Annotated in this window: 14 protein-coding genes; 6 read left to right on the top strand and 8 right to left on the bottom strand. The window is 65.0% G+C overall.

What is annotated here, in order from left to right:
- The first annotated feature begins 13 nt into the window (after positions 1–13).
- From mnmG to EDF57_RS14865, 4 genes are read left to right on the top strand one after another with little or no spacing between them, the layout of a single operon-like run.
- Positions 14–1879, top strand: a complete 1866-nt coding sequence (gene mnmG, locus EDF57_RS14880; RefSeq protein ID WP_134094825.1) for a tRNA uridine-5-carboxymethylaminomethyl(34) synthesis enzyme MnmG — start codon at positions 14–16, stop codon at positions 1877–1879.
- The gene (gene rsmG, locus EDF57_RS14875) at positions 1876–2517 is read left to right on the top strand and encodes a 16S rRNA (guanine(527)-N(7))-methyltransferase RsmG (protein ID WP_134094824.1); all 642 of its coding nucleotides are present in this window, start codon (positions 1876–1878) and stop codon (positions 2515–2517) included. The genes mnmG and rsmG overlap by 4 nt, the downstream gene beginning before the upstream one ends.
- On the top strand, positions 2514–3290 hold the full coding sequence (locus EDF57_RS14870) for an AAA family ATPase (protein WP_132264304.1): 777 nt from the start codon (positions 2514–2516) through the stop codon (positions 3288–3290). The genes rsmG and EDF57_RS14870 overlap by 4 nt, the downstream gene beginning before the upstream one ends.
- Positions 3287–4297 carry a ParB/RepB/Spo0J family partition protein gene (locus EDF57_RS14865; protein WP_134094823.1) on the top strand — a complete coding sequence of 337 codons (1011 nt, stop codon included), beginning with the start codon at positions 3287–3289 and terminating at the stop codon, positions 4295–4297. Before EDF57_RS14870 ends, EDF57_RS14865 begins: the two co-directional genes overlap by 4 nt.
- 65 nt (positions 4298–4362) lie before the next feature.
- Here the strand turns inward: EDF57_RS14865 and EDF57_RS14860 are convergent, their stop codons facing one another.
- Positions 4363–4893, bottom strand: coding sequence for a hypothetical protein (locus tag EDF57_RS14860; protein WP_134094822.1), 531 nt, complete (start codon positions 4891–4893; stop codon positions 4363–4365).
- Between the two features lie 152 nt (positions 4894–5045).
- On the bottom strand, positions 5046–5528 hold the full coding sequence (locus tag EDF57_RS14855) for a GAF domain-containing protein (RefSeq protein ID WP_134094821.1): 483 nt from the start codon (positions 5526–5528) through the stop codon (positions 5046–5048).
- Positions 5529–5589: 61 nt separating this feature from the next.
- Between EDF57_RS14855 and EDF57_RS14850 the strand changes: the two genes are divergently transcribed.
- Positions 5590–7086 (top strand): PQQ-dependent sugar dehydrogenase, encoded by a 1497-nt coding sequence (locus EDF57_RS14850; protein ID WP_134094820.1) that lies wholly within the window; start codon positions 5590–5592, stop codon positions 7084–7086.
- Positions 7087–7200: 114 nt separating this feature from the next.
- On the opposite strand, the gene EDF57_RS14845 is transcribed toward EDF57_RS14850, so the two are convergent.
- Both EDF57_RS14845 and EDF57_RS14840 read right to left on the bottom strand, forming a co-directional pair.
- Positions 7201–8028 (bottom strand): DUF815 domain-containing protein, encoded by an 828-nt coding sequence (locus EDF57_RS14845; RefSeq protein WP_134094819.1) that lies wholly within the window; start codon positions 8026–8028, stop codon positions 7201–7203.
- Positions 8025–9800, bottom strand: a complete 1776-nt coding sequence (locus EDF57_RS14840) for an acyl-CoA dehydrogenase (RefSeq protein ID WP_134094818.1) — start codon at positions 9798–9800, stop codon at positions 8025–8027. Before EDF57_RS14840 ends, EDF57_RS14845 begins: the two co-directional genes overlap by 4 nt.
- A gap of 62 nt (positions 9801–9862) precedes the next feature.
- Here EDF57_RS14840 and EDF57_RS14835 point away from each other — a divergent pair, with 62 nt between their 5' ends.
- Complete coding sequence (locus EDF57_RS14835; RefSeq protein WP_134094817.1) at positions 9863–10810, top strand: L-threonylcarbamoyladenylate synthase; 948 nt, start codon at positions 9863–9865, stop codon at positions 10808–10810.
- A gap of 49 nt (positions 10811–10859) precedes the next feature.
- On the opposite strand, the gene EDF57_RS14830 is transcribed toward EDF57_RS14835, so the two are convergent.
- The 4 genes from EDF57_RS14830 to EDF57_RS14815 all read right to left on the bottom strand — a co-directional run bounded on the left by EDF57_RS14830 (position 10860) and on the right by EDF57_RS14815 (position 12927).
- Positions 10860–11216 (bottom strand): DUF6726 family protein, encoded by a 357-nt coding sequence (locus EDF57_RS14830; protein WP_134094816.1) that lies wholly within the window; start codon positions 11214–11216, stop codon positions 10860–10862.
- A gap of 183 nt (positions 11217–11399) precedes the next feature.
- On the bottom strand, positions 11400–11933 hold the full coding sequence (locus EDF57_RS14825) for a CarD family transcriptional regulator (protein WP_054442043.1): 534 nt from the start codon (positions 11931–11933) through the stop codon (positions 11400–11402).
- A gap of 343 nt (positions 11934–12276) precedes the next feature.
- Positions 12277–12615 (bottom strand): ferredoxin FdxA, encoded by a 339-nt coding sequence (gene fdxA, locus EDF57_RS14820; protein WP_021234860.1) that lies wholly within the window; start codon positions 12613–12615, stop codon positions 12277–12279.
- Between the two features lie 15 nt (positions 12616–12630).
- Positions 12631–12927, bottom strand: coding sequence for an RNA-binding S4 domain-containing protein (locus tag EDF57_RS14815; RefSeq protein ID WP_132264321.1), 297 nt, complete (start codon positions 12925–12927; stop codon positions 12631–12633).
- Between the last annotated feature and the right edge of the window lie 6 nt (positions 12928–12933).

The raw sequence follows: 12933 nt of genomic DNA, 5'->3' as shown, positions 1-12933 counted from the left end.
AAGCGCATCGTCCATGCATTCCTTTGATGTGATCGTGATCGGCGGCGGCCATGCCGGCTGCGAGGCGGCGGCGGTTGCCGCGCGTATGGGCGCGCGTGTCGCTCTGGTGAGCTTCGATCTCGATGCGGTGGGGGCGATGAGCTGCAACCCTGCCATCGGCGGGTTGGGCAAGGGGCACCTCGTGCGCGAGGTCGATGCCTTCGATGGGCTTATCGCGCGCGCAGCCGATGCGGCTGCCATCCATTATCGCATGCTCAACCGCTCGAAAGGCAGCGCGGTTCAGGGCCCACGGGTCCAGGCCGATCGCAAGCTGTTTCGGGCGGCTATCCATGACCTGCTGCAGCAGCAGGGCGATCTCACCCTGATCGGCGGCGAGGCAGCGGCGCTCGTTATCGAACAGGGCAGGGTGGTCGGCATCGAGCTGGGTGACGGCACGAAGGTCGCCGCGCGTGCCGTGATTCTCTGCACGGGTACTTTCCTTGGCGGCACCTTGTTCCGGGGCGAAGAGCGGCTGACCGGCGGTCGCATCGGCGAGTCTTCCGCGCAGCGTCTGGCAGCACAGATGCGCGATGCCGCCTTGCCGATGGCGCGACTCAAGACGGGAACACCGCCGCGTCTCGATGGCCGCACCATCGACTGGGGCCGGCTTGACGAGCAGCCTTCCGATGGCGAGGACTGGACGATGTCGGCCATGGCGCCCAAGGACGGCACGGCGCGGCGACGCAAGGTCCCGCAAGTCTTCTGCGCCATCACGCGGACAAACCCGCGCACCCATGACGTGATCAGGGAGAACCTCCACCGCTCCCCGCTGTTCACCGGCGCGATCGGTGCTTCCGGTCCGCGCTACTGCCCCTCGATCGAGGACAAGATTCACCGCTTCGCCGATCGCGACCGCCATCAGATATTCCTGGAGCCGGAAGGTCTCGATAACCCGCTGGTCTATCCGAACGGTGTGAGCACCTCGCTTCCGGCGGATGTGCAGCTTGCGATGCTGCGCACCATGGAAGGCCTGGAGCGGGTGGAGATGGTCGTTCCCGGCTACGCCGTTGAGTACGACCACATCGACCCCCGTGCGCTCCGCACGAGTCTGGAACTGCGCGGCATGCCGGGACTCTACTGCGCAGGCCAGATCAATGGCACGACCGGCTATGAAGAAGCTGCCGCGCAGGGCCTTGTCGCCGGGATGCATGCCGCTGCGGATGTGCTTGGACGCGAGGCCCCGGCGTTGGACCGGGCCAACAGCTATATGGCGGTGATGATCGACGATCTCACCCTTCACGGCGTGAGCGAGCCCTATCGCATGCTCACGGCGCGGGCCGAGTATCGCCTCCGTCTTCGCGCGAACAATGCCTCGACACGGCTCACTCCGCTGGCCATCCAGATCGGCGCAGCCGGCCCGGAGCGCAAGGCATGGTTCGAACGGCGGCTTGAGGATCGGGCCAAAGTGGACACGGCGTTCGGCATCGCAGTGACCGGGCATGAACTGGCGCAGGCCGGTCTCCCGGTGCGCGCGGATGTCGGACGGCTTCCCATTCGCGAGTGGCTGCGGTTCGGCGGAGTCGACGTGGCTGGCCTTGCCCCCTGGCTTGATCCGGCCCTGCTGGAAGACTCGGATTTGATCGAGGAGATGGTGGAGGACGCGGCTTACGCGCCTTACCTCGAACGGCAGGAACGCGAACTACGCGACCTTCGGGCCAGCGAGGGCCTGACCTTGCCCGATGACTTTCCATATGCCGACATTCCCGGCCTCTCGCGAGAGATGGTCGAGAGGTTGAGCAAGGCCCGGCCAGCGAGTCTCGCGGCGGCCGGGCGGATCCCCGGAATCACTCCGGCAGCGCTGGCGGCGCTGCTGGTCCATGCCCGCAGGGAGGCGGCATGATCACGACGGAAGACGAAGCACGCGAATGGCTGCGGAAGCTGCCCGAATGCGATGAGGACGCCTGGGTTCGCCTGGAGACCTTGATCGCCATGCTGGTCGAGGAGAACCGCCAGCAGAACCTCGTTTCCGCTGCGAGTCTGGAGCAGGTCTGGCTGCGGCATATCGTCGATAGCGCGCAGCTTCTTCCCTATGTTTCACGTGAAACATCTTCCCCCTGGATCGACCTTGGTACCGGCGCCGGTTTCCCCGGCCTCGTCATCGCGGCGCTGAGACCCGAGTGCGAAGTGGTCATGGTCGAATCGCGCACGCGGCGAGTCGAGTGGCTCGATCGGGCGCGCGTGGCCATGGGACTGGATAATGCGCGTATCGCCGGGCAACGTCTCGAACTCGTCGAGAGCTTCCCCGCAAGCGTGATTTCCGCGCGCGCTTTTGCGCCCCTTGAAAAACTTCTGACAATTTCCGCACGTTTTTCCACAAGCGACACGGTTTGGCTGTTGCCCAAAGGGCGGTCGGCAAAGCAAGAACTGGAAGACCTTCGCAAGTGGCGGCACATGTTCCACGTGGAACAGTCCCTGACGGACCCGCATGCAGGCATCATTGTCGGTAAGCTGGCCGACAGGAAGGGTATGACCAAGTGATCCGTATCGCTATCGCCAACCAGAAGGGCGGGGTTGGAAAGACCACGACCGCGATCAACGTCGCGACCGCGCTTGCTGCGACTGGCTGGAATACCCTGCTGATCGACCTCGATCCGCAAGGCAATGCCTCGACGGGAATCGGCGTTTCGGCCTCCGATCGGGAACGCACTTCCTACGAAGTGTTGGTCGACCGCGCACGGGTAGCCGATTGCGTCATGCCCACCAGCATCCCCGGTCTCGATCTGCTGGCGGCCACCGTCGATCTTTCCGGCGCCGAAGTGGAACTGGTGAACGCGGACGACCGCGCCAACCGTCTCCGTTCGGCGCTGCGGGTCGATCTGGGTTACGACGTCTGCCTGATCGACTGCCCGCCTTCGCTGGGCCTGCTGACGCTCAATGCGCTCACCGCGGCCGATACCCTGCTGGTGCCGCTTCAGTGCGAGTTCTTCGCGCTGGAAGGACTTAGCCAGCTGCTCCAGACGGTGGAGCGGGTGCAGCAGCGGTTCAATCCGGACCTTGGCATCATCGGCATTGCGCTGACCATGTTCGATCGGCGCAACCGCCTGACCGATCAGGTCTCGGAAGACGTCCGCTCGTGCTTGGGCCAGCTCGTTTTCGAGACCACCATTCCGCGCAATGTGCGCCTTTCCGAAGCGCCCAGTCACGGCGTGCCTGCCTTGATCTACGATCATGCCTGCGCCGGCAGCCGCGCCTACATGGCCCTGGCGCGCGAACTTATCACCCGACTGCCCGAGAAGAGGAAAGCGGCATGAACGACGAATCGATCGTCCGCCTCAGCATACCCCCCGTCAAGGATTCGACCGTTCAGGAAACGGCCGCGCCCGGACCCTCGGCTTCTGCCTCGAAGGCGAAACCGAAGGGCCTTGGACGAGGTCTGGGCGCCCTGCTGGGCGAGACCCGCCGTGAGGAACCTCTGGCCGCTTCCGGCCTGTCGGAAGGTCGTAGCAGTTTACCACGGGCAGGGGGGCTTGCCGTCCTGGCCATTGCCGACATCACCCCGCACCCGGATCAGCCCCGTCGGATTTTCGACGAGGAGGCGCTGGAAGAGCTGGCAGCCTCGATCGCCCATCGCGGTGTGATTCAGCCGATCATCGTGCGGCCGATGGACAACGGCCGGTACCAGCTAGTGGCGGGCGAGCGTCGTTGGCGCGCGGCGCAGAAGGCGCAGCTCCACGAGATTCCTGCACTGGTGCGGGAGCTTACCGAGCGCGAGGTCATGGCACTGGCCCTGATCGAGAACCTGCAGCGCGAAGACCTCAACCCGATCGAGGAAGCGCGGGCCTATAACCGCCTCGCGGAATTCGAGGGCATGACTCAGGCTGAGATCGCCCGCATGGTCGACAAGAGCCGCAGCCATGTCGCCAACTTCCAGCGCCTGCTCGCGCTGCCGGACGGTGTGATCTCGATGGTCGAGAAGGGCAGCCTGTCCATGGGCCATGCCCGCGCGCTCATCGGTTGCGACGATGCCGAGGAGATTGCCGACGCCGCAATCTCCAAGCAGATGTCAGTGCGCGAGATCGAGAAGCTGGTTCGCAAGAAGGCGCGCGGCGATGTTGCTCCGCGCCGGGCGCGCACTGCTCGCAACCCACATGAGGATGCCGACATCGTCGCGGTGCAGAGCCACCTTGAGGAGTTTCTAGGGTTGCCGGTGAAGATCAACGCCGATGCCGATCCCAAGTCAGGCACGGTGACGATCCGCTATGCCACGCTCGACCAGCTCGACCTGATCTGCCAGCGCCTCACCGGCGGATCTATCTGAGCGGCCGGGTTTCGGAAAGATTGGGCGGCGCCTGAACCTCGGTTCGGGCGCCGCTTTTCTTTGGCCTATTGCGCTTCGTAGACCTCGCCGGAAGCCTCGGCTGCGGCGGGATTGCGGCGAGGGATCGTTCGGCGAGCGGGGCGAACGCCGGCTTCCTCGGCATAAGCGATAGGTTCGCCGCGTCCGTCGATGGCCTGGATTACGGGGATCGATACCATCCGCATCGACTGGGCTGGATAAACGTAAGCATAGCCGGGAGCCGCATAGCCATAGACCGGCACCGCGACTTGACCCTGCCGGTAGCGGGCGAGATAGTCATCGAGATACGCTTCGCACTCGCCGCTCGCGCCCTGGTTTTCGCGGTAAGTTCCCGAGCGGGGCCGACCGCTTGTTGCGACCTTGCCATGGCAATCGGCCAGCCAGGCATCGCGCTGGGCAGGATCGAATTCGTAGCGAATCGCGTGGGTGCTGGCGGAAGAGCCCTGCGGCGTGCCGCGAAGATAATCCGCGCCGGCCTGGTCATCGGCGGCAAAGGCTACCGAAGTGCTGGAAAGCAGGGCAAGGGCGAGACTCGCGGTGCTGAGGGTCTTACGCATTCGCTGGGCCTTTTCACGGGATCATGGGCATTAGCCGCGTCTGTTAACGGACTGTTTAGCACCATGAGCCGCGAAAGGCCAAGCTTCCCGCTCTCGCCGGCCAGTCCCGTCGAGAGACGGCACGAAAAAGCCCCGTCGAGAGACCGCAGGAATCAGATCGAAGATGCGATGATGCCTGCGAGCGTCTCGATGCCCTCGGCATCCTCGCGGTCGAAGCGATTGGCAATCGGGCTGTCGAGGTCGATCACCGCCACGACTTTGCCATCGCGAATGACTGGGACCACCAGCTCGGAGCGGCTGTCGGCATCGCAGGCGATATGGCCGGGGAAAGCATGGACATCGGGAACGACTTGAGTCTCGCCGCTGGCCGCCGCCGTGCCGCAGACGCCGCGGCCCAAGGGGATGCGGATGCAGGCGGGCTTGCCCACGAAGGGACCGAGCACCAGTTCGTCCGCGATATTCCGATAGAATCCCGCCCAGTTCAGCTCGGGCAGGAACTGCCAAATCAGCGCGGCAACGTTGGCCATGTTGGCCACGCCGTCCGGTTCGCCTTGCACCAGGGCCTTGGCGGCCGAGGTAAGGTCTGCATAGAGTTCGGGCTTGGGCTGATCGCCCCGGGGAGCAAAGTCGTACATGACCCTTCCGTTACTCCAAGTCCCTGTTGCCGCATAGGCGGGACCGGCTTATTTCAGGGGCATGCGCTCCATTCTCACGAAAGTCGCCCTGGCCCTCGTCGTGGTCATTCTCGCCGTCGTCGGCGTGATCGCCTGGTCCCAGTACTCCAACACATCCGACCTCCCGTTCGACGACACGGTGGGCAAGGATCCCAAGCTGGTCGAGCCGGACCCGCAATGGATTCCCAGCGTCAAGCTGCTGGAGCCCGTGGGCTGGGCTGCCAGCGAGGCACCCAAGGCAGGGCAGGGGCTGGCCGTGGCCCGCTTCGCCGAAGGTCTCGACCATCCCCGCACCATGCTCACTCTGCCCAATGGCGACGTGCTGGTAGCGGAAACCAATGCGCCCGCCGGCAACAAGCCCAAGGGCGTGACCGGCATGGTGATGGGCTGGATGTTCAACAAGGTGGGCGCCGGTGAGGCCTCGCCCGACAAGATCGTGCTGCTGCGCGACGCGGACGGCGATGGCAAAGCGGAACAGCGTTTCGATTTCCGCGCCGCCGACATGCATTCGCCCTCGGGCATGGCTTACCAGAACGGCAAACTCTACATCGCCAATCACGACAAGGTTCTCGAATTCGCCTTCCAGCCCGGCGCCACCAAGCTGGACGGCAAGCCGCTGCGCACGATGATGGACCTGCCGCCGGCCGGAAACCACTGGATGCGCAACCTGCTGCTCAGCCAAGACGGCAAGCATCTCTACGTCACGGTCGGTTCGGCCAGCAATATCGCCGATGATGGCATGGAAGCGGAAACGGGCCGCGCCGCGATCTGGGAGATCGACATCGACACCGCCCGCCGCCGCCAGTTCGCGGCCGGCATGCGCAATCCCAACGGCCTTGGCTGGAATCCATCTACCGGAGAGCTGTGGGCGACCGTGCAGGAGCGCGACATGCTCGGCCCGGACCTCGTGCCCGATTATCTGACGAACGTGCCGGTGGGTGCGCAGTATGGCTGGCCCTGGGTCTACTGGAAGACGACGTTCGACGAACGCGTGCAGTGGCCGATGCAGACTTACATGCTCGAATATACCCGCAAGCCGGAATACGCGATGGGCGCGCATGCCAGCGTGCTCGGTATGGTCTTCGCAGGCGGCGGAAACCGCATGGGCAGCAAGTTTGCCAATGGCGCCTTCGTCGCTCGCCACGGTTCCTGGAATCGCCGTCCGGCGGTGGGTTACGACGTGGTCTTCGTGCCCTTCGATGCCAATGGCAATCCGCAGGATGTGAAGCCGATCCCCGTGCTCTCGGGCTTCCTGAAGGACGCCTCGCATACGCGCGGCCGCCCCACCTGGCTGGCGTTTGACAAGACCGGCAGCCTGCTCGTCACGGACGATACCGCAGGCGTGGTCTGGCGGGTGCAGGCGCCCGGCGCGGCACCTTCGGCAGCGATCAAGGCGGTGGAGACCGAACACATGAAGCCGCTGGAAGAGATCAAGGATCCCACCGTTCCCGGCGCTACCGGCAACCTCGAAGCCGGGTTCACCAAAGGACCGGACAAGATGCTGCCTGCGGGCCACTGACAAGGAAAAGGGGACCTTCGGGTCCCCTTTTTTGTGGATCGGTACGTGAGGCCGGAGCCAGGGCCTGAGAGCTGCTATTCCGTGTCCGCGCAGGGGCCCGCCTGGACCCCTTGCTCAGACGATCTTGCCTGCCCGGCCAGCGACTTCGGTTACGTACTGCCAGGCCACGCGGCCCGAACGGGCGCCACGGCGTCGCGACCATTCCAGCGCGTCATGCTCGTCGAAGGCCAGCCCGAACTGTTCGGTATAGCCGGCGATGATCGCTAGGTAGGAGGGCTGGTCGCAGTTATGGAAGCCGATCGAGAGTCCGAAGCGGTCGGCCAGAGCGAGCCGGTCGTCCACGACATCGCGCGGGTTGATCGGGTCATCCTGCTCCGACATCGAGCGTGAGACGATCGCGCGGCGGTTGGCGGTGACGGCAAGACGGACATTGTTCGGCCGGGCTTCCACCCCGCCTTCCAGCCAGGAGCGCAGCAGGCGCGGGCCGGCGCCATCATGCTCCTCGAAGCCGAGATCGTCGATGAAGACGAGGAACTGGCGGTCCACTTTGCCCAGCAGGGCGAAGAGAGCGGACACCCCGTGCAGGGCCTCCTGGGCCACCTGCACCAGCGCGATGCGGCCGGGATGAGCCGCCTGGGCAGCGCGGATGGCGGCGCGCATCACCGCGGACTTGCCCATCCCGCGCGACCCCCAGAGCAGCATGTCGTGCGCGGCATAGCCGGCGGCGAGGCGCTCGACATTGCCGACCACGCGCTCCTTCTGGGAATCGATGCCCCGCAGAAGATCGAGCGGCGGCGCGAGCAGTTCGGGAACGCCGCGCGCTTCCGCCCCGGTCCAGACATAAGCGGGATGGGCCTGCCAATCGACTTGCGCGGCGGCGGGCGGTGCCAGGCGTTCAAGGGCTTCGGCAATGCGGCTGAGGACTTCGATCTGGTCGGTCATGCTGTCAGTTCTTCGCTCGTCAGTTCGTAGAGAAGGCTCGCACCCTTCTGGGCCTGGGCGAGGTAGCCCATGGCTTCGGGCACCAGATGCTCGATAAAGTATCGCGCGACCACCTTTTTCCGCTTGGCAAAGGCATTGGACAGGCCTGCGGAGGGCAGGGCGTCAGCTTGGCGGTGAAGCTGCCAGGCGGCCACGGCGATGGCGCAGCCGGCCAGGAAGGGCACACTGGCGCCGAGTCGGTTATCGAGGGACCGGCTATCGGGGCGCTCGTCTCCCTGGGGTGCGCCGATGAGATGCTCTGCCGTCTGGCGGCAGCATTCGGCAAGTTCCTGTAGCGAGAGGCAGTCGCCTCCGGTGGCATAGGCCTGGATCTCCTCCATCAGCGAGAACAGGACCTGGCCGCCTTCGAGAGCGAGTTTGCGAGTCACGAGGTCTGCGGCCTGGATGCCGTTGGTGCCTTCGTAGATCGGGGAGATGCGGGCGTCCCGGTAGTGCTGGGCGGCGCCGGTTTCCTCGATGAAGCCCATGCCGCCGTGGACCTGCACGCCGATGCTGGCAACCTCGACGCCCATGTCGGTGCACCAGGCCTTGACCATCGGCACCAGCAGCTCCGCCCGCAACCGCGCGGCTTCGTCATCCAGGGACCCGCGATCGAGCTGGCCGGCCGCATAGTAGAGCAGGGCGCGGCCGCCTTCGGTAAGCGCCCGCATCCGCAGGAGCATGCGGCGGACGTCCGGGTGCTCGACGATGGCGACAGGCTGCTTGTCGGCCGATCCGGCGCGGGCGGATTGAATGCGATCCGTGGCGTAGGCCATCGCCTGCTGCATGGCGCGTTCCGCGATCTGGACGCCTTGAGCGCCGACGTTGACCCGGGCGTTGTTCATCATCGTGAACATGCAGCGAAGGCCCTCGTTCTCGCGCCCGATCAGTTCGCCGATGCACTCGCCGTTGTCGCCGTAACTCATCACGCATGTGGGGGAGGCATGGATGCCGAGCTTGTGCTCGATGCTGACGACCTTCAGGTCGTTTCGGGCACCGAGTGAGCCGTCATGTTCCACGTGGAACTTCGGCACGATGAAGAGCGAGATACCACGCGACCCGGCCGGCGCGCCGGGCGTCCGGGCCAGAACGAGGTGGACGATGTTCTCGGCCAGATCGTGCTCGCCCCAGGTGATGAAGATCTTCTGTCCGGCGATGCGATACTTGCCCTTATGCGGGCCATCCGCAATGGGCGTGGCGGTGGTGCGCAAGGCGCCGACGTCGGAGCCTGCCTGCGGTTCGGTGAGGTTCATCGTCGCCGACCATTTCCCGCTGACGACATGCGGCAGGTACATGGCCTGCTGCGCTTCGGTGCCGTGATGAATCACGGCTTCGATCGCGCCGAGGGTCAGCATGGGCAGAAGCGAGAAGCCCATGTTGGCACTGCCGAGGCATTCCATCGCGGCCATCGCCAAGGAGAGAGGCAGGCCCTGTCCGCCGAATTCTTCCGGCGCGGCGATGGCGTTCCATCCGGCATCCACGAAAGCGCGATAGGCCTGCGCGAAACCGTCGGGCAGCACGACCCTGCCATCGGAGAGGCGCGCGCCCTCGGTGTCGCCCTTGCGGTTGAGCGGGGCCCATTCGCCGGCGGCAAAGGCGCCCGCGCCCTCCACGATGGCTTCGACAAGGTCGGGACTGGCCGCGGAGAAGCGCTCATGCGCCGCGAGTTCGTCCAGCCCGGCATTGACCCGCAATGCCAGGATCTGGTCGGTGCTGGGGGGCGTGTAGGTCATTCGGAAGCATCCTCTGCGCGGTTTTTCTTGGCTTTCGGGGGCGTGGGCTATAGCGGCGGAGTATGGAGCGCAACCTTCGACCCGAACTTCTGGCGGCCGGCGCGGCCGGTGTCGCGCGCGCCGCCGAGCTGCTGCGCGGTGGTGGACTGGTCGCCGTTCCCACCGAGACGGTCTATGGCCTCATGGCCCGTGCCGACCGGGATGCCTCGGTGGCGGCGATCTATCGCGCCAAGGGTCGCCCTAGCTTCAATCCGCTGATCGTCCATGTCGCGGATCTTGCTGCGGCGCACCGCCTTGCAGTTCTCGATGCGCGCGCAGAGAAGCTTGCCTCTGCCTTCTGGCCGGGCGCCCTCACTCTGGTGCTGCCCTTGCGCGAAGGTGCGGAGGTTGCCCCCGCCGTCACCGCAGGGCTGCCGACGGTGGCGCTGCGCTGCCCGGCGCATCCCCTGATGCGCGCCGTCCTCGCCGAATCCGGGCTGCCGCTCGCGGGTCCTTCCGCGAACCGAAGCGGCGGCGTGAGTCCGACGCGCGCGGAGCATGTGGTTGCCTCGCTGGGTGCCAATGTGGATGCGGTACTGGATGGCGGGGCCTGTGAGGCCGGTGTGGAATCGACCATCATTGCGCTGCGCGATGAGGGGCGCTGGCAGGTTCTGAGGCCGGGTCCGATTTCGCAGGAGGCCATACGCGCGATTCTCGGCACCGAATGCGACGCCGTGACGTCACAGGAGATCGAGGCCCCGGGGCAGCTCGCCAGTCACTATGCGCCGGGCAAGCCGGTGCGGCTGAATGCCGAGACCGCGGCGGAAGACGAATTCCATATCGGCTTCGGCAATGTCGCCGGCGAGGCAAGCCTTTCGGCCTCGGGCGATGTGATCGAGGCGGCCTCGCGGCTTTATGCCTTGCTGCATGAGGGCGCGGCCGCGAGTCAGCCGCGCATAGCCGTCGCGCCGATTCCGCAGGACGGTGTCGGCGCGGCGATCAACGATCGATTGAGCCGGGCCGCGGCCTGAGACACGTCATCGCCGATCGGATCCGGTAAAACGTGTCGGCACTGGCGGTTCAGCGGCGCTGCGGTACGGCGCCGGGCATCAGATACTGCATGTCGGCATAGTCGTCGCGGGCCTTGTTGCAGGCCTGGCGGTCGCCCTGGTCGCACTGGCGCAAGTGCTTCTGGTACTGGCGCTGCATCTTGCCCAGCTTCTCTTCCTGTTCGCGCATCTGGCGGCCGCGCTTTTCGTCGGCTTCGGACTGGCTGGTCGTGACCGCGTCCACGGCAGAGCCCGCGATGCGCACCGGTGCGGTCACGATCTTCCCGGCCGTGCTGAGACAGCCGGTAAGGAGCAGCGCGGCGGCGGGTGCCAGAAGCGAAGGGGCCAGAAGCGAGGGGGCGAGCTTGAGCAGGGTGCGTGGGTTCATCGTGCCGCGGAACCTGTCACGAAGCGGGTTTCCGGGCAATGAACATCTGGGCGAACACGAACATCCGGCCGGGCAATCGACACCGACCCGTCAAGCGACGACTGCCCACAAGTGACCACAAGCGAAAGGGGCCGCTTCCGGTGTGGAAGCGGCCCCTTTGCGTGCGATCTGCGCTGTGTCTGATCAGACTGCTTCAGCGCTCTCGTAATACTTGGGAGCGTATTCGTTGAGGATCGCGAGAATCTTCTTCAGAGCAGCCGGCTCGTCGGTCTTTTCCATCGCCGCGAGTTCGCGGGCCAGGCGCGACGAAGCCGCTTCGAAGATCTGACGTTCCGAATAGCTCTGCTCCGGTTGATCGTCGGCGCGGAACAAGTCGCGAGTCACTTCGGCGATCGACACGAGGTCGCCCGAGTTGATCTTGGCTTCGTATTCCTGGGCGCGCCGCGACCACATGGTGCGCTTTACCTTGGGTTTGCCCTTGAGCGTATCGAGAGCTTCACGCAGGGTCTTGTCGGACGACAGCTTGCGCATGCCGATCGATTCGACCTTGTTGACGGGAACCCGAAGAGTCATGCGCTCTTTTTCGAAGCGCAGAACATAAAGATCGAGCTGCATCCCGGCAATTTCCTGCTTCTGGAGCTCGATGACACGACCTACGCCGTGCTTAGGGTAAACGACGTAATCTCCAACATCGAAGGCATCGGCCCTGGTTGCCATGTATCGTCCTTTCACCTGCAGTGGTCCGTTGCCATACTTACGGTGAGAGAAACCCGGGTGGATGCGACGTGGAAAGGACAATAGCCTCTCCGCCGCCCGGTCAGATAACTCTCCCAGCCGTTTGCTTTTCGAACCCTGCCTCGCAATGAAAATGCCTGCCGAACGGGCAGAGGGCCCGGGCAGTTGTCGGATTATATAGCACCGATGTGACAAAATTACCAGAGGCGAGCTAACGTTTAACCGTCGCTCGCCTCAGGATGTGCCGGTGCGGGTCATTTCGACCCGCCAAGTGCCTCTGCCTTGGGGGAAACCCGGCGGAAAGCCGGAGGTTTCCCAAGGTCGATCAGTCGCCCTCGCCGGGCTCAGGGGAGAAATATTTTTCCAGCTTGCCTTCCTCGCCGCGCATCGCGTCCGCGTCTTCCGGCGCGTCCTTCTTGGTGGTGAGGTTGGGCCATTCGGCCGAATACTTGGCGTTCAGCTCGAGCCATTGCTCAAGGCCGCTCTCGGTATCGGGCAGGATCGCTTCGGCGGGGCATTCCGGTTCACAGACGCCGCAGTCGATGCACTCGCTGGGGTTGATGACCAGCATGTTCTCGCCTTCGTAGAAGCAGTCCACCGGACAGACTTCGACGCAATCCATGTACTTGCACCGGATGCAATTGTCGGTGACGACATAGGTCATGGCTGCGTATTCCTCTTAGAAGGCCTCGTTTCGGTTGGCCGCTGCTATGGGAACATCTGCCCCCGCGTCAAGCACTCTGTAGCAGGCTTGCGCTTCTGGGGCAGGGCCTCGGCGCTCCGGAAGGCAAAGGATTTCTATCACCTGCACGCCCTGAGCTGTCGGCAGAGTGAGAACATCGCCGACCGCCACCTTCTGATGCGCCCGCTCGACCCGGCGGCTGTTGAGCCGGATATGGCCGTCTTCCGCCAGTGCCTGGGCCAGGGGACGCGTCCTGGTGAGGCGCAGGAACCAGAGAAGCTTGTCGATCCTCATCCGCGC

The organism is Novosphingobium sp. PhB55, from assembly GCF_004368805.1.
Classification (GTDB): Bacteria; Pseudomonadota; Alphaproteobacteria; order Sphingomonadales; family Sphingomonadaceae; genus Novosphingobium.
Note: the sequence above shows the minus strand (reverse complement) of the source record. Positions and strands in the feature narration are given on the sequence as shown.